Consider the following 17,410-nt stretch of genomic DNA (forward strand, 5'->3'; position numbering starts at 1 on the left):
AATGAATAATTTCTTATTTAGAACAAATTAAAATTATATTTGCAAAAAATTTCTATTTTTAAAGATTATTTATGAAAAAAATCACTACATTTTGCTTGATTATCCTTACAACTACGGTAGGATTTGCTCAGGAAAAATCAAAAGACAGTTTGCAGACCAATAATTTAGATGATATTATTGTAACAGCAAGTCGAAAAAAAGAGAGTATCAAAGAAGTTGTTTCTTCCATTACGATTGTTGGAGCGAAAAAGATCCAAAGTCAGACGATGGTGAATTCAAATATCAGCAATATTTTACAATATACAGTTCCGGGTTTAGCAACAGCAAGCAATCAGACTTCAAATTTTGGTCAGACTTTAAGAGGAAGACCGTTTTTGGTGATGATTGATGGAATACCACAATCTACACCTTTGAGAAATGGAGGTAGAGATCTTCAGGTAATTGATCCATCATCTATCGAAAGAGTGGAAGTAATTAAAGGAGCCACCTCAATTTATGGTAATGGGGCCGATGGAGGTATCATCAATTACATTACAAAGAAAAATCATTCGGAAGAAAAGATTGGTGGTTCGGTACAAGTTGGGTTGATTACACAGCCTAAAACATTTGCAGAATCATTTGGTTACAGAGCTTCACTTTCTTTGGCCGGAAAACTAAAAAAGTTCGATTATGTTGTTGGATTTACGCAGGAAAGATCGGGTGTGTCTAAAGATGCAAATGGTGTTAATCTTTCACCGTTTTACAGTTTATCCAATTTAAATACCTATAACGGACTGTTTAAAATTGGATATTCGCTTACAGACAAGCAAAGACTGGAATTCTCGTACATGGGTTATGCATCGAAGTCATTTTTAGATCAGGATGTTAAGATTGGTAAGTGGGGAGAAATTCCAACTATTGGAGTGGATGCCGGTGGCCGTTTAGGAACGCCTGAAGGAACTCCTAGAAATCATAATTTTAGATTGTCGTATTCCAATTCGGAAATTTGGAACAATACTTCTTTGGACGTAAATGTTTATGCACAGGACTTCAGAACGGTTTATTCGTACGACAGAGATCAGTTTTTAAATGGAGGACAGTCGAATGTAGCTTCACAAAAGAAAGGGCTGCGTGTTAATTTTGATTCCCGTCTTTTTGCAAATGATACGTATAAAGCAGAAGTAATTTATGGTTTGGACTTGCTGCAGGATAAAACGGTTCAAAAATTAGAAGACGGTCGTTTCTGGACACCACAAATGAATATGGTCAATACGGCTCCGTTTGCTTTAATCAAATTTGATGCCTGGGGGAAATTCACCATAAAAGCGGGTGCGAGATATGAAAATATTAAAGTTAAGGCGGATGATTTTAATACATTGCCGGTATTGAATGCTAAAAACAATACCTACACCAAAAGTATTTTTGTCCAGGGAGGCGAATTAGATTACAATGCCCTTGTTGGAAACATTGGATTACGATATAACATCATGCCGGAGGTAAATGTTTTTACAAGTTACTCTCAATCCTTTTCGATCAATGAGGTAGGGCGTATTTTAAGAACGTCTACCGAAAGTGTGATTTCAAAATTACCAACCGATCCTATAATTGTAAATAATTACGAAATGGGTGTGGCCGGAGCGATTAAAAAGTGGTTCAACTATGAGGTAACCAGTTTCTGGAGTACATCAGAGTTAGGGGCTACATCGATTCAGTCTGCTGATGGTTCTTTTGCGATGCAGCGTGCTCCCGAAAACATCTGGGGTTACGAGGCCGTTGTAGGTTTTAAACCGTTGGATGTTTTAAGTTTTGGTGGTGCTTTTGCCTGGATAGAAGGTAAAGTAGATAATGATAATAACGGAACCTACGAGAAATACATTAACGGATCCCGAATAATGGCTCCAAAACTTACGACTTATATTCAGGTACACCCTATAAAAAATTTAGAGGTTGAATTAAGCTCTTTGCATAACTTTAAAAGAGATCGATTTGATCCAAGTCCAACAACAAACCTGTACAGTTTTAACGAAGGACCAGTAAAAAAATATACCGTTTTTAACTTAAGCAGTTCTTATCTTATCAATAAATCATTCCGATTAGGATTGGGAGTTGAGAATTTGTTTAATAAAGATTATGCACCCAATATTGCATGGTGGCAAGCCAGAGATAAAGATTTTGTAAATGCTCCGGGAAGACGTACGACTTTACAAATTCAGTATAATTTTTAAATTTAGAAGAATCTTTCTAATTTGAAGTGTAATTCCATAATTTCATAACAAAGGGGGCTGTCCGAAAAGAATGAACTTCCTCTTATTATGTTATTGTTTAAAATCTCTACCTTAGTTCGACGCGGATAAAACAGATTTACTTCGTAAAAACGCGAATAAAAACAGATTTTTTTCCTCATTTAAAAGTTTTTTTAATTTTTAGAATCCGTTTTTATCAGTGTCTTCGCGATAGCGAATCTGTTTTATCCGCGTTGAATTAAGACGTATAATTTTTGCCGACCAAATAAACTGCTTTTGGATTATAATTCAATCTAAATTATTTATAAAAAAAAGAGGCTGTCCTTGCTTTTCGGACAGCCTCTTTTGTTTTTATAAAGGTGAAATGAGTCTGCGATTTACAAACTCGGTAAATCTCCGTTTCCTTTAGTTGGCAGATTCGTAGAGCCCATTAAGAATAAATCGACCTCTCTGGCTGCTTCACGACCTTCTGAAATAGCCCATACAATTAACGATTGTCCTCTTCGCATATCACCGGCAGTGAAAATGTGTGGTACATTCGTTTGGTAATTTTTGGCTTTATAGTTGCTTCTCATGTCGATTTCCAAACCTAATTGCTCGCTTAAAGTTTTCTCCGGACCTGTGAATCCTAAAGCCAATAAAGCTAAATCACAAGGCCAGATTTTCTCAGAACCTTCTTTTTCGATTAATTCCGGACGTTGCCCGGGAGTCATCTTCCATTGTACTTCAACGGTTTTTAATCCAGTAAGTTCTCCTTTGTCGTTTGAAATAAATTCTTTGGTATTGATTAACCAGTTTCGGTTACAGCCTTCTTCGTGAGAAGAAGATGTTTTTAACTGCAGCGGCCAGAAAGGCCAAGGAGTTGTCTCACTTCTTCCAACCGGAGGTTTTGGTAAAATCTCAAAATTGGTTACTGATTTTGCACCATGTCTGTTCGAGGTTCCGATACAATCTGAACCTGTATCTCCACCACCAATCACGATTACATCTTTACCAGTAGCTTTAACCTGATCCGGAATCGATTCTCCAAATAAAACTTTAGTCTGCTGTGTTAAGAAATCCATGGCCTGAACAACACCTTTGCTTTCTATACCTTTCGTTGGCAAACTTCTTCTTTCGGTTGCTCCACCGCACAATACGATAGAATCAAAAGAATTTAATTCGTCTACACTAAAATTAACACCAACATTTACATTGGTTTTAAAAGTGATTCCCTCTGCTTCAAGAATCGCTACACGTCTGTCGATGATTCCTTTTTCCAGTTTAAAATTCGGAATTCCGTAACGTAGTAAACCACCAATGGCATTGTCTCTTTCAAAAACGGTAACCATGTGACCGGCTCTGTTTAATTGCTGTGCTGCTGCTAAACCTGCAGGGCCTGAACCAATAACGGCAACCGTTTTTCCGGTTCTGGTTTTTGGGGCTTGTGGTTTGATCCAGCCTTCGGCAAAACCTCTTTCGATGATGTTTTTCTCGATGTTTTCGATGGCAACAGGTTCTTTGATGATTCCCAATACACATGATTTTTCACATGGAGCAGGGCATAAGCGACCCGTAAATTCAGGAAAGTTATTCGTCGATTGTAAAATCTCTAAAGCACTTTGCCATTCTTCCTGATGCACCATATCGTTGAAATCAGGAATTAAATTTCCTAATGGACAGGAGCTGTGGCAAAAAGGGATACCACAATCCATACATCTCGAACCTTGTTCTTTTATTTTATCTTTTGCTAACGGAATAGTAAACTCGTTGTAGTTCGTAACACGTTCTGCAACTGCTAAATTACTTTCGTCGGCTCTGCTATATTCTTTAAATCCGCCTATTTTACCCATGACATTTTAAATTAAATTCCAATTTCTTTACATTCCAAATTCCAATCCTTCGACTTCGCTTCCTTCGACTCCGCTCAGGAAGACATTGCCATTGGAATTTGGAATTTTATTTTTTGAAATTGATTTTTATCCCGCTATTAATTCTTCTATTTTTTTCTCTTCTGCAATTCGTTGTAATGCTTTTTTGTAATCTGTTGGCATTACTTTTACGAAATTTTGCTGTTCATTTTCCCAGTCTGCCAAAATTCTTTTTGCTAATGGACTGTTGGTGTACAGAGAGTGGTTTTTGATCAGTTTTCTTAGTTTTCTCACGTCTTCGTCTTCGATAGGATCAAAAGCAACCATTTCCATGTTGCATACCCTTGAATCGAATTGTTGTTTCGGATCGTAAACATAGGCAACACCACCGCTCATACCGGCCGCGAAGTTTCGCCCTGTTTTTCCTAAAACTACTACCGTACCACCGGTCATGTACTCGCATCCGTGATCTCCAATTCCTTCGACAACCGCAGTTGCTCCCGAATTTCTAACACAGAAACGCTCTCCGGCAATTCCATTAATATAAGCCTCTCCGGTAATAGCTCCGTAAAGGGCAACGTTCCCGATAATGATGTTTTCTTCAGGTTTAAAAGTGGCAGTAGGAGGTACTTTTACAATTAGTTTTCCGCCCGAAAGCCCTTTTCCTAAATAATCATTACAGTTTCCGTGAATTTTAAACGACAACCCGTTTGTGGCAAAAGCACCAAAACTTTGTCCGGCAGAACCTTCAAAATCAACTAAAATAGTATCATCAGGTAATCCTTGTGCACCATAAATTTTTGAGATTTCATTACTCAAAATGGCACCTACAGAACGGTCTGTATTTTTAATTTTAAAGGTAACTCTTGTTTTTTCTTTTCTGTAAATAGACGGAATCGCTTCTTTGATAATGGCAAAGTCTAATACATTTTCAAGTTGGTGATCTTGTGCAGTCGTATTGTGATTTGGAACCGTTTTAGCTTTTTCCGGTTTGTATAAAATCGATGATAAGTCCAATCCATTGGCTTTGTAATGTTGGATCGCTTTGTTCACATTCAATTTTTGCGACTGACCCACCATTTCTTTTAAAGTTCTGAAACCTAATTGCGCCATGATTTCTCTTAACTCTTCGGCAATAAAATACATGAAGTTTATGACGTGTTCCGGAGTTCCTTTGAAATTTTTTCTTAATTCAGGATCCTGAGTTGCAATACCAACCGGGCAGGTATTTAAGTGACAAGCTCTCATCATGATGCATCCTGAGGCTACCAGTGGTGCAGTGGCAAAACCAAATTCCTCAGCTCCTAACAATGCTGCTATCGCTACATCACGACCTGTTTTCAATTGTCCGTCACATTCCAGAACTACACGGCTTCTTAAATCGTTTAAGATCAAAGTTTGCTGTGCTTCGGCTAGTCCAAGTTCCCACGGAATACCTGTGTGCTGTAAAGAAGTTAAAGGTGCAGCACCGGTTCCTCCGTCATAACCTGAAATTAAGATGACGTCAGCTTTTGCTTTGGCAACACCGGCAGCGATTGTTCCAACTCCAACTTCAGAAACTAGTTTTACGTTTACACGCGCTTCACGATTGGCATTTTTCAAGTCGTAAATCAACTGTGATAAATCCTCGATAGAATAAATATCGTGGTGTGGCGGTGGCGAAATCAAACCTACATAAGGGGTAGAGTTTCTGGTTTCGGCAATCCACGGCACCACTTTTTCTCCGGGTAACTGTCCACCTTCACCAGGTTTTGCTCCCTGAGCCATTTTAATCTGAATTTCTTTGGCATTTGTCAAATAATTGATCGAAACACCAAAACGTCCCGATGCTACTTGTTTGATCGCACTGTTCCTCGAATCTCCGTTAATTTCTTTCTGGAAACGTTTTGGATCTTCTCCACCTTCTCCCGAATTACTTTTTCCGCCAATTCTGTTCATGGCAATCGCTAAATTCTCGTGCGCTTCTCTACTGATCGATCCGTAAGACATCGCTCCGGTTTTGAATTTCTTTACAATTTCAGTCCACGATTCTACTTCATCGATCGAAATCGGATCTAGATTATTGAATTCAAATAATCCTCTGATGGTCATTAGGTTTGAGCTTTGCTCATTGACCATGTTGGAGTATTCTTTATAACTTTCAGGACTGTTTAAACGAACGGCCTGTTGTAATTTTGAAATAGTAGTCGGGTTAAACATGTGTTTTTCACCGCCACGTCGCCATCTGTAAATACCTCCAATTTCAAGGGAAAGTAAGTTGGCAATTTTTGAGTTTGGAAAGGCTTTCTGGAAACGTTTTTTGACTTCTTTTTCGACTTCCATCAAACCAATTCCTTCAATTCTTGATGGGGTGTAAGGGAAATATTTTGAAGTAAAGGTTTTGTTTAAACCTAAAATTTCGAAAATCTGTGCAGCTCTGTACGAATGTAAAGTAGAGATACCAATTTTGTTCATGATTTTAACGATTCCTTTTGCAATTGCTTTGTTGTAATTTACAATCGCATAATCCGCTTTTACACCTTTGATAAAGCCCTGATTCACCTGATCGTGAATGATTTCGTTTACCATGTAAGGATTGATCGCACTTGCGCCATATCCGAACAATAAAGCAAAATGATGCGGTTCACGAGGCTCGGCAGATTCGATTATGATTCCGAATTTAGAACGAACCTGTAAAATATTCAAAGAGTGGTGAATATAAGAACAAGCCAATAACATTGGTATTGGAGCCAGTTCTTCGCTTACTCCTCTGTCTGATAAGATAATGATGTTGCATCCGTCAGAAACGGCTTTGAATGTGGCTTCAACACATTTTTCAAGTGCGCGCTCTAAGCCATTTACTCCTTTTTCGATCTTATATAAGGTAGAAATAGTGGCCGATTTGAAATCAACATGATCAATGTTTCTGATTTTATCTAGATCCTCGTTCGAAATAACCGGATTTTGAATTTTCAGTTTTTTGCATTGTTTCGATTCAATTTCAAAAATATTAAAATCACCGCCAATGGCTAAACTGATATCGGTAATGATTTCCTCACGAATACCGTCCAGCGGCGGGTTGGTAACCTGAGCAAATAGTTGTTTGAAATAGTTGTACAACAATTGAGGTTGGTCTGATAAAACAGCCAGAGGCGTGTCGTTACCCATTGAGCTAATAGCTTCCGCTCCCTGGCCTCCCATTGGGTTAATGATTGTTTTTAAATCTTCAATCGTATAGCCAAATAATTTTTGTCTGGTTAAGAAATCCAGTTTTTCAACCGGAGTTTGGTTGTTGGTATACGGTATTTTAGATAAAGGCAATAGATTCGCATCGATCCATTCTTTGTAAGGACGTTTGGTAACGATTGATTTTTTAACTTCTTCGTCTTCAATAATACGGCCTTCGTTCATGTCCACCAGGAACATTTTTCCCGGCTCTAAACGACCGTGTTGTATTACATCTTCCGGTTCTATATCTAATACACCAATTTCTGATGACATGATTACAAAACCGCTTTTGGTTAAGGTATAACGGGAAGGACGTAATCCGTTTCGGTCTAGTAAAGCACCAATCACATTACCGTCAGTAAACGGAATAGAGGCAGGACCGTCCCAAGGTTCCATAATACAAGCGTTAAACTCGTAGAATGCTTTTTTCTCAGGAGACATGGTCTGGTGTTTTTCCCAGGCTTCCGGAACAACCATCATCATTGCTTCGGGTAAGGAACGTCCGGTCATTAATAAAAGTTCTACCACCATATCCATAGAAGCAGAATCTGATTTTCCTTCTAATATAATTGGGAATAGTTTTTTGATATCATCGCCAAAAACTTTGCTTTGCATCAATTCTTCACGGGCACGCATACGACTTACGTTTCCACGAAGTGTATTGATTTCACCATTATGACACATGTATCTAAACGGCTGCGCTAATTCCCATGAAGGGAAAGTATTGGTAGAGAAACGCTGGTGCACCAATGCCAGACGAGTCACTAAATCGGGATCTTTTAAGTCAACATAATAACGGCTGATGTCTTCTGGCATCAATAAACCTTTATATATTATGGTAGTTGTCGATAAACTAGAGAAATAAAACATGTGGCTTTCTGAGGTTTTAGATCCTCTAACGGCATGTTCGGCAATTTTTCTAGCTGCAAAAAGTTTTGCATTGAATTCATTTTCAGTTAAATCCTGACCGTTTTTGCTAACAAAAACCTGTTTAACTGTTGGTTCTTTTTCTGCGGCAATCTGCCCTAAATTTTCCACTTCAACAGGTACATCTCTCCAACCAAGGATTTTTAAGTTCTGATCCTTAATAGTCGATTCGAAAGCGTTGATACAAAAAGAAACCTGGTTTTTGCTTTTTGGTAAAAAAACCATTCCTACTGCATACTCACGTGTTTCAGGGATTTCAAAATCACAGACCTTTTTAAAAAAATCATGTGGGATGTCGAATAAAATTCCAGCTCCGTCTCCAGTTCTTCCATCAGAACTAACTGCACCACGATGTTCCAATTTTATTAAGATATCCAATGCTTTGTGAATAATATCATTTGATTTAATACCATTCAAATTACAAATAAATCCTGCACCACAATTGTCGTGTTCAAATTCAGGCAAATAAAGCCCTTGTTCTTTAACTTTCATTCTTGATATTTTTTTTACAAAAATAGAGATTTCGTTAAACATAATGTATTGAAATGATGATTTGGCTTTCATTTTTGTTGTAATAATAGAAAAAGGCTTCTTAATTGATAATATTGTTATTTTAACCATTGCGAATTATTAAAATGACAATTAGGATTAAAATATATTAGGAAAAATCGCTGTAAGGCTAATGAATACGGTGGTGTTTTTGTTAAATATCAAACGTTTTAGTAGTTTTTAGTTAATATTAATAAATTGTTTAGTTAACCATTTCTTTGCATTCAAAAAGAATAAACGTTTCGTGCATATCACACGTATTATTTAATTGAAAAAGATTTTACTATTAAGTTGAATTTTGCTACTTTTGTCGCACTTTTATTCTGAAATAAATTCAGAACCAGACAAATTCTATATTATGAACATACACGAATATCAAGGAAAAGAAATTTTAGCAAGTTACGGAGTACGCATTCAACGCGGAATTGTGGCTAACAATGCGGTTGAAGCTGTGGCTGCTGCAAAACAATTAACTGCCGAAACTGGTACAGGATGGCATGTGATAAAAGCACAAATTCACGCAGGTGGACGTGGAAAAGGTGGTGGAGTGAAGTTGGCTAAAAACTTGCAACAAGTTGAAGAAATTGCTGAACAAATCATCGGAATGCAATTGATTACACCTCAAACTTCTGCTGAGGGTAAAAAAGTAAACAAAGTTTTAGTTGCTGAAGATGTTTATTATCCTGGCGAAAGTGAAACTTCTGAGTTTTATGTTTCTGTTTTATTGAATAGAGGTACAGGACGTAACATGATTATGTATTCTACTGAAGGAGGAATGGATATCGAAGAAGTTGCGGAGCATACACCACACTTAATCTTTACAGAAGAAATTGATCCAACTGTTGGATTACAAGGTTTTCAAGCAAGAAGAATTGCTTTTAACTTAGGCCTTTCTGGAAATGCTTTTAAAGAAATGGTGAAATTCATCGATTCATTATACAACGCTTATGTTGGTTCTGATGCATCTATGTTCGAAATCAACCCGGTTTTGAAAACTTCAGATAACAAAATTATGGCTGTTGATGCTAAAGTAAATATCGATGATAATGCTTTATACAGACAAGCAAAATATGCTGAGATGAGAGATATCCGTGAGGAGAATCCAATCGAGGTTGAAGCTAAAGAAGTAGGATTGAACTATGTAGATCTTGACGGTACTGTAGGTTGTATGGTAAACGGAGCTGGTCTTGCAATGGCAACTATGGATTTAATTAAATACGCTGGATTTGAGCCTGCTAACTTCTTAGACGTTGGTGGAACTGCTGATGCAAAACGTGTTGAAACTGCTTTCCGTATTATCTTAAAAGATCCTAACGTAAAAGCTATTTTGATCAATATCTTCGGAGGAATCGTTCGTTGTGACCGTGTTGCTCAAGGTGTTGTTGATGCTTACAAAAACATGGGTGATGCTATCAATGTGCCAATTATTGTTCGTTTGCAAGGAACAAATGCTGAAATTGCAAAAGAATTAATTGACAATTCAGGTATGCCAATTTTATCAGCTGTTCAATTTCAAGAAGCTGCTGATCAGGTTAAAGCTGCACTTTCTTAATTAAATAAGAAATCAATTTATATAGAAAATCCATTCCGAAAGGAGTGGATTTTTTTTGTTTTTAACCGTAAAGAATTACGCAAAGTTCGCAAAGTTTTTTTAACCACGAATTCACGAATTATTTTTTATAATCTTTGAGAATAAAAATTCGTGAATTCGTGGCTATTTTAAACAACTAGCTTTGCGAAGTTTGCGGTTAAAATAAAAAATTATTTCAAAACCGTCGGCAGTTCTACAATTTCAAAATCGGAGTTGTGTTTGAAAAAGTCTCTTATCATAGCGGTATGCCCGGCTCCCAATAAAACCATGATTTTATCATCTTTACTTTCGGTCAGTTTTTGAATCAAAGCATACATGTAGAGATTTCTTCTGTACCACTCAGAAACTAGAAATGCCCCCACAAAATTGTCTGTTTTACCTCCTTTAATTGCCGTTTCCAGATACCAGCTAACATTGTCTTCATTGGATTCTTTTGAGTTAATGTCCACAAGTAATTCGGTTAGGGAATATTTGGCAATTTTTTCATTCTGGTCTTTTTCGTAGCTTTTCATCGTCTCTTCATTTTTTTTGATCAGATCAAACTGATTGGCAGCTGTCATGCCTTTTACTAAACTGTCGTATGGGAAGTCGGTATCGTTATAATCAATTCCGTATAACTTTTTGTGTCCTAATTTTTTGGCCGATCTTAAAGCTACTTGTACGATTTCATCGGCGCGTTTATGCAACAAACTATCTGTGTTTTTGGCATAAAATTTATCCAGTTTGTCTTGTTTCTGATAATTCCATTCCACAAAAATTTTGTCCGGACCAAACTTTTTAATTTTATTGGTAATGTTTTCCAGTTCTTTTTGGCTCTTGTCTGACATAACATTAAAGCTGTTTATTTTAGCAACGTCAAGTCCCGGGTTTTCAAAATGGAAGGTTCCAAGTAATAGCACTTGTTTCTTTTTGGATTGTGCAGAAACAGTATGGAATGCGAGAGCAAAAAACAGTAATAAGGCGATTTTTTTCATGATGATTGGTTTTTAAATTCAAGACAAATGTAGCGTAGCTTTTCAGGTGAAATTCGGGTTTTTGATGAACAGTAGATTTCAAATTACAAACCTTGAGAATCAGCGGTTGAAAAATTTGGTGTATCGATTTTGATAGTTTGTCACCCAAAATAGCGGTTTCGTATAAATATAGTATCCATATGAAGGTATAGTTGTATTTTTGAAAGGACAACACGGTTATTATGAAGCTAAAAATTCCATTTTCCTATCATATCGCTCTTTTTTTAGGATTGTTTATCACCTTAAACCTTTGGGATATTGGTGTTAACAATCGGGACATGGAGTTAGTCTTCAACTGGATTTCCTATATGTTTAACATTAGTTTCGTACTGGTAATCTTCATCGTTTACCTCTTAAACTTTTATACTTTTTGCAATTGGTTTTTAAACAGAAGGAAAATTCTTTTTTATGTGATGAGTATTCCTGTCTCCCTGTTAATTTTTGCGGCACTACGGTATTTCGTTCAGGAAGTGATCCTTTATGAGCTTACCGGAATTCATAATTATGCAAAAGAAACCAGAGAGATAGGCTATTATATTAAGGATAATTTTTTCTTTGGGCTGCCTGCTGTTATTTTAAGCAGTCTGGCTTATCTGTTCTTTCATTTTCAGGAAGCGCAGAAACAAAATCAGGAATTAGTATTAGAAAATAAAAAGGCCGAGCTCCAAATGCTGAAATCGCAGGTGAGTCCGCATTTTTTGTTTAATACTTTAAATTCCTTTTACAGTCAGCTGGTTTTGAAAGATGATGCAATGGCTTCGGATATTTTAGTACTTTCGGATTTGCTGCGTTATGTTATTACAGAAACGGAAAAGGATGAGGTATTGCTTTCTAAAGAAATTCAGTTTGTACAAAACTATATTCATTTACAGAAAAAAAGATTTGAAGATCTGCTTTACCTAGATTTTATAATTGAAGGAAAGTATGCAACAGAAAAGATTCTTTCATCGGCTTTGGTTCATTTTATTGAAAATGTTTTCAAACATGGAAAATTGAACAATGAGAAAGAGAAAGCAGTTATTTCTATTGTCATAAAAGAAAACTTTTTAGAGCTGTCGACCTTTAACTATAATGCCGAAGGCGAGAATTATTCTTCAACCGGAATTGGTTTTGATAATTTAAGGAAACGTTTGGAGCATGCTTATAAAGGGGAGTTTACACTCGAGAAAACAGCAGAAAAGAATACCTTTAAAACCTATTTAAAAATACCGCTAAAAAAGTAATATGAAATATAAGTGTATCATTGTTGATGACGAACCGCCGGCAACGCGTATTCTGGAAAATTACATCGGGAAAGTCTCTTTTTTGGAAAAAACAGCTGTTTTCAATGATGCATTGAAAGCATTAGAATTTTTAAATACACAAAAGGTTGATGTCATTTTTCTCGATATTCAGATGCCGCAGTTAACCGGTTTACAACTTTCCAGAATTATTTCGAAAGAGATCAAAGTGATCTTCACGACCGCTTATCCGGATTTTGCTTTAGAGGGTTTTGAATTAAATGCAGTCGATTATTTATTGAAACCAATTGCTTTTGAACGATTTTATCAGGCCGTTTCTAAACTAAATACTGATTCAAAAACAGAGGTTGTACCCAACAACTCCTCTGACTTTATTTTTATTAAAACAGACGGAAAAAATAAGTTCGTAAAGCTGTTTTTAGACGAGATTCTGTATGTAGAAAGTCTTCAGAACTATGTTTGTATTCATACAGTGAATCAGCAAATTATCACGCATTCGTCTTTAAAAAATGTAATCGAATCGCTGCCCGAAAGAGATTTTGTCCAGATACATAAATCATACGTGTTGGCTTTGAAACAAATTGAATCGACAGACAGTTTTTCGGTTTTTGTCAATGGTAAAGAACTGCCTATTGGAGCGACTTTTAAAGATGCTTTTTTTGATAGAATTGATAAGAATAAGATATAAGTTTGTTTTGATGGTGATTTCTACCGCAAGGGGCGCAAAAGTTTTTTCTTAGATTGCGCTTAATAACCGCAAAGTTCGCAAAGTTTTTTTCTTAGGTTGTGCTTAATAAACGCAAAGTTCGCAAAGCTTTATCCATTATAGCTTTGCGAACTTTGCGGTTGTATAGATTCTTATAATTAAAAATCCTTGCACTCTTTGCGGTTAAACAAACAGTACTATTTTTTATTCTTCCCGTTTTTGTAAACCACTTTTTCTACCACTGATGGTTTTCCGTTGCCTTTTGGGAACTCTTTCTTTTTAGGTTTTTTGGCAGCCGAACTTGATTTCGATGAACTTTGATCGCCTCTTGCTCTTTCAGGATCTTTTGGAGCAGCTTTAAATTCAGGTCGGTTTGAACTGTCTTTCTTTGGAATTTCAGCTTTATGTTTGGCTAAAACATCATTTGGGTTTTTAGGGTTTTCTTTCGTTCCTCTTAAATGAATTACCAGTCCGTTTAAGAAGTTACGCAAAACCTGATCGCCACATTCCATATAATTCTCATGATCTTCGGCTCTAAAAAAAGCGCCCAATTCTGATTTTGAAATTCTAAAATCTACTAATTCTAAAATTTCTACTATTTGGTCGTCACGGAGCATCAAAGCCACGCGAAGTTTTTTTAGGATATCGTTGTTTGTCATCGTTTAATTTTTTACAAAGGTACGTTTTAAAAGTAATTTGATTGCAATTTATTGAGTGGGGTGAGTTTTTTTTGCCACGAATTTCATGAATTTTCGCAAATTGTATTGCGTTCAAATTTAATTAGTGAAAATTCACGGAATTGGTTAATGAATTTGCTAATGATGTGGTTTTGACTGTTTTTTGCTTAAAAGTGTATTTATAAGAAATATCTTTAAAATTTTGATATGAAAAAGGAATTTTAGTGAAATAAAGTGTTAAATTACGGGTCTAACAAACCAAATTATTAACCATTTTTAACTAAATTTTTATGAAACAAAAGAATTTTACCTTTTCCTTCGTTTTGTTCTTACTTGCTTCAGGCATACTGTTTGCACAAAAAATAACGGTAAAAGGAAGCGTAACAGATGAGAGGGGAGTTTCAATGCCAGGTGTAAACATTCTGGAAAAAGGAACTTCCAATACTGCTACTTCTGGTTTAGACGGGGATTTTGCCATTAGCGTAAATAAAGGATCAGTCCTGCTATTTTCGTTCGTTGGGTACAAAATGAATGAAGCTACCGTAACAGGAAGTATTTTGAATGTAAAAATGAATCCGGATTCCAAAGAGTTGGAGGCAGTGACGGTAACCGCTTTTGGGATAAAAAATAAAACAAAATCTTTGGGTTACGCCAGCCAGACTTTGAAGGCGTTGGATATCGAAAGACCGGGTCAATTAAATGCTCTTGAGAGTTTGCAAGGGGGAGTAGCGGGAGTAACCATAAGTAAAACTTCAGGAGGAGTTGGTGCAGGTGTAGATATTGTTATTCGTGGTGTTTCTTCTTTAGATCCGTCTAATAATAATCAGCCTTTGATTATTATTGATGGGAACCCTGTAAATAATTCTACGGCTATAGGAAATGTAGCGCCCTCAAAAGGCTCTAATTCTGTGAGTAGCGGAGAACAGTTTTCGTTTTCTAACAGAGCAATAGATATTAATCCGGAGGATATCGAAAGCTACACCGTTCTTAAAGGAGCCGGTGCTACGGCATTGTATGGTATTTTGGCTGGTAATGGTGTGATTATTATCACTACCAAAAGAGGAAAAGAAGGAAAGCCAAAAATTAATATCAATTCCAGCATTTCTTTTAGTGAGGTAAATCATTATCCGGAGCTGCAATCCAAATACAGAGAAGGTCTAAACGGAGCTTCTTATGTAAAAAGTACCGTGTCGAATAGTCCTAGCGGTTTTGAATGGGTAAATCCTGCGAGCCCGGAGGATTCTGGAGTTTTGGACCGGAATATTCCAGTTCAGATGGTGCGGGAATTAAGTACAGAAATTTTTATAAAGATTTCTTTAAAACGGGTGTGACTCAAAATTTAGGTGTGAGTGTAAGCGGAGGAACAGAGAAAATCAATTATTTTGTATCTGCTTCTACCAGTAAAGATGAAGGCATTGTACCCAATACCTCTTACCAAAGAAAAACGTTCAAAGCAAATGGAGGGTATCAAATTTCTGAAAAATTTAAAATAGGGACTTCTTTTGCTTATACAAAATCGGGAGGCATAAGATCTAATAATGGAGACAAATCGGTTATGAGTTCTCTGGCATATTGGTCCCCTTCTATTGATGTAAACGATTATCTTACTGCTGAGGGAAAAGAAAAAGATTATACAAATGGTATTATCGATCAGCCAAGGTATTTTACTTCTGTAAGTAATTTAAAAGATGATGTAAATCGTATTATTGCTTCGGCCGATTTTAATTATCAGGCAACTTCATGGTTAAACTTTGTGTATAGAGCTAGTGTAGATAATTATTCTGAAACAAGAAACAGATATGTTCCTGCTAATCTTGATGTGGGAACAGCAGTAAATGGTTTTATTCTGGATGAAAATATTGGTTTTACCGGACTTAATTCCAGTTTTGTGATTACGGCCAATAAAAAATTTGGAAATTTTAATACCACCCTTACCTTAGGAAATCAAATTTTGGATACCAAAAACACCTATTCAAATGTAAGAGGAGAAGGAATTTTTATTACAGATTTTAATAATATTTCTAATGCGACCAATTTGTTTGCTTATAATTTGGGTCAAGAGCGCGTAAGAAACGTGGGAAACTTTTTTGAAGCAAAAGCAGATTATAAAGAAATTATTTATCTGGGTGTTACGGGGCGATACGATCAGGTATCTACTTTGCCGGTAAAAAATAATAAATTTGATTATTATTCTACGAATTTGTCTTTTCTTTTTGGAGATCTGATTGACCAGAACAAATCTATTTTGTCTTATGGAAAATTAAGAACATCCTGGGCACAAAGCGGAAAAACACCTCCGTTTGCGATCTTTAGAAAAAATATAAAAGATGTCAACTTTCCATTCAACGGAGTTGGAGGAGTATCTGCCACATCTGTTGATGCCAATCCAAATTTGAAAGCCGAAATTATATCGACTTGGGAAATAGGTACAGATTTACGTTTTTTTAGAGATAGAATACGACTGGAATACACTTATTTTAACAGAGTTAGTGACGATCAGATTATTCAAAGAATCGTGCCGCAATCCTCTTCAATTACTGCATTTTGGGACAATGGGGGATCTTTAAAAACAACAGGAAACGAATTGACTTTAGGTGCAGATTGGTTTAAAAATCCAAAGTTCAGCTGGACGTCTACGCTAAATTTTACACAATACAAAACTAAGGTTACAGAATTGCCTTTTGAAAATATTATTTTCGGATATGACTCTCAGGCTACCAATATAACTTCACAAGTACGTTTGGGCGATGCAGCGGGAACACTTTATGGACAGTCCTGGCAACGCGTAGATGGTAAAGTAGTGATTGGTGCAAACGGATTGCCCGTTTTTAATAAAACAAGTACCGGAGCCATAGCCATAAATAAGATTGGCGAGGCTTTTCCGGACTGGGTAGCTACGCTAAACAATACGTTCAAAATTCAAAATTTTGATATTGGATTTTTGCTGGAATATAAAAAAGGCGGAGATGCGTACGATACAGCCAGAAGAAACGGAATTAGAAATGGTGTTTTGGGAGTTACGGCAGACCGAAACGAAAGTGCTGTTTTAGATGGTGTAAAATCTGATGGAGCAGGAGGATATGTGCCTAATGATATCCCTATAAATAAATCGTTGCGCAACAATTATTACAACAATACGATTTACAATACAGCTGCAGATGCTCTTATACAGGACGCCTCCTGGTTTAAGCTTAGAAATGTGTCGGTTACTTATAATATGACCAAAGAAGCATTAAAAACCATTGGTGTTTCTAATTTGTCTTTTACCGTATCGGGGAGTAATTTCTTGATTTGGACACCATTTGATGGTTTCGATCCGGAAGGTTCCAGCTATAGTGCCGGTACCAATGTTTACGGATTTACAGGTTTGACCACTCCGCTTACACAATCATATTCATTTAGTATTAATCTAGGATTTTAATTTATA

Annotated in this window: 10 protein-coding genes; 6 read left to right on the forward strand and 4 right to left on the reverse strand. The window is 36.4% G+C overall.

Annotated features, from left to right (window positions below):
• The first annotated feature begins 71 nt into the window (after positions 1-71).
• The gene (locus OLM61_RS13530; RefSeq protein WP_264523172.1) at positions 72-2,204 is read left to right on the forward strand and encodes a TonB-dependent receptor; all 2,133 of its coding nucleotides are present in this window, start codon (positions 72-74) and stop codon (positions 2,202-2,204) included.
• A gap of 395 nt (positions 2,205-2,599) precedes the next feature.
• On the opposite strand, the gene OLM61_RS13535 is transcribed toward OLM61_RS13530, so the two are convergent.
• Together OLM61_RS13535 and gltB are read right to left on the reverse strand one after the other, a co-directional pair.
• Positions 2,600-4,054, reverse strand: coding sequence for a glutamate synthase subunit beta (locus tag OLM61_RS13535; protein ID WP_264523173.1), 1,455 nt, complete (start codon positions 4,052-4,054; stop codon positions 2,600-2,602).
• A 126-nt stretch (positions 4,055-4,180) separates the two neighbouring features.
• A complete protein-coding gene (gltB, locus tag OLM61_RS13540) occupies positions 4,181-8,698 on the reverse strand; it encodes a glutamate synthase large subunit (RefSeq protein WP_264523174.1) in 4,518 nt (1,505 codons plus the stop codon).
• 415 nt (positions 8,699-9,113) lie between these two features.
• Here gltB and sucC point away from each other — a divergent pair, with 415 nt between their 5' ends.
• The gene (gene sucC / locus OLM61_RS13545) at positions 9,114-10,307 is read left to right on the forward strand and encodes an ADP-forming succinate--CoA ligase subunit beta (protein ID WP_173967052.1); all 1,194 of its coding nucleotides are present in this window, start codon (positions 9,114-9,116) and stop codon (positions 10,305-10,307) included.
• Between the two features lie 209 nt (positions 10,308-10,516).
• Here sucC and OLM61_RS13550 read toward each other — a convergent pair whose 3' ends face one another.
• A complete protein-coding gene (locus OLM61_RS13550; RefSeq protein WP_264523175.1) occupies positions 10,517-11,320 on the reverse strand; it encodes a DUF5694 domain-containing protein in 804 nt (267 codons plus the stop codon).
• Between the two features lie 221 nt (positions 11,321-11,541).
• Between OLM61_RS13550 and OLM61_RS13555 the strand changes: the two genes are divergently transcribed.
• Positions 11,542-12,582 (forward strand): sensor histidine kinase, encoded by a 1,041-nt coding sequence (locus tag OLM61_RS13555; RefSeq protein WP_264523176.1) that lies wholly within the window; start codon positions 11,542-11,544, stop codon positions 12,580-12,582.
• Between the two features lies 1 nt (position 12,583).
• Entirely contained in the window at positions 12,584-13,288 is a 705-nt protein-coding gene (locus OLM61_RS13560; RefSeq protein WP_264523177.1) for a LytR/AlgR family response regulator transcription factor, read from the forward strand.
• Positions 13,289-13,503: 215 nt separating this feature from the next.
• Here the strand turns inward: OLM61_RS13560 and OLM61_RS13565 are convergent, their stop codons facing one another.
• Positions 13,504-13,965, reverse strand: a complete 462-nt coding sequence (locus OLM61_RS13565; RefSeq protein ID WP_263363048.1) for a DUF1456 family protein — start codon at positions 13,963-13,965, stop codon at positions 13,504-13,506.
• A 308-nt stretch (positions 13,966-14,273) separates the two neighbouring features.
• Between OLM61_RS13565 and OLM61_RS13570 the strand changes: the two genes are divergently transcribed.
• Together OLM61_RS13570 and OLM61_RS13575 are read left to right on the forward strand one after the other, a co-directional pair.
• Positions 14,274-15,314 carry a TonB-dependent receptor plug domain-containing protein gene (locus tag OLM61_RS13570; RefSeq protein WP_264523178.1) on the forward strand — a complete coding sequence of 347 codons (1,041 nt, stop codon included), beginning with the start codon at positions 14,274-14,276 and terminating at the stop codon, positions 15,312-15,314.
• On the forward strand, positions 15,197-17,404 hold the full coding sequence (locus OLM61_RS13575; RefSeq protein WP_264523179.1) for a TonB-dependent receptor: 2,208 nt from the start codon (positions 15,197-15,199) through the stop codon (positions 17,402-17,404). The genes OLM61_RS13570 and OLM61_RS13575 overlap by 118 nt, the downstream gene beginning before the upstream one ends.
• Positions 17,405-17,410: the final 6 nt, after the last annotated feature.

Source organism: Flavobacterium sp. N502536 (genome assembly GCF_025947345.1).
Classification (GTDB): Bacteria; Bacteroidota; Bacteroidia; order Flavobacteriales; family Flavobacteriaceae; genus Flavobacterium.

What these genes read in the sequence shown, in the direction of transcription:
- OLM61_RS13550 (WP_264523175.1), bottom strand. Translation starts at nt 11,320, where the DNA reads ATGAAAAAAATCGCCTTATTACTGTTTTTTGCTCTCGCATTCCATACT.
- OLM61_RS13575 (WP_264523179.1), top strand. Translation starts at nt 15,197, where the DNA reads ATGGGTAAATCCTGCGAGCCCGGAGGATTCTGGAGTTTTGGACCGGAA.
- OLM61_RS13560 (WP_264523177.1), top strand. Translation starts at nt 12,584, where the DNA reads ATGAAATATAAGTGTATCATTGTTGATGACGAACCGCCGGCAACGCGT.
- OLM61_RS13530 (WP_264523172.1), top strand. Translation starts at nt 72, where the DNA reads ATGAAAAAAATCACTACATTTTGCTTGATTATCCTTACAACTACGGTA.
- OLM61_RS13570 (WP_264523178.1), top strand. Translation starts at nt 14,274, where the DNA reads ATGAAACAAAAGAATTTTACCTTTTCCTTCGTTTTGTTCTTACTTGCT.
- sucC (WP_173967052.1), top strand. Translation starts at nt 9,114, where the DNA reads ATGAACATACACGAATATCAAGGAAAAGAAATTTTAGCAAGTTACGGA.
- OLM61_RS13535 (WP_264523173.1), bottom strand. Translation starts at nt 4,054, where the DNA reads ATGGGTAAAATAGGCGGATTTAAAGAATATAGCAGAGCCGACGAAAGT.
- gltB (WP_264523174.1), bottom strand. Translation starts at nt 8,698, where the DNA reads ATGAAAGTTAAAGAACAAGGGCTTTATTTGCCTGAATTTGAACACGAC.
- OLM61_RS13565 (WP_263363048.1), bottom strand. Translation starts at nt 13,965, where the DNA reads ATGACAAACAACGATATCCTAAAAAAACTTCGCGTGGCTTTGATGCTC.
- OLM61_RS13555 (WP_264523176.1), top strand. Translation starts at nt 11,542, where the DNA reads ATGAAGCTAAAAATTCCATTTTCCTATCATATCGCTCTTTTTTTAGGA.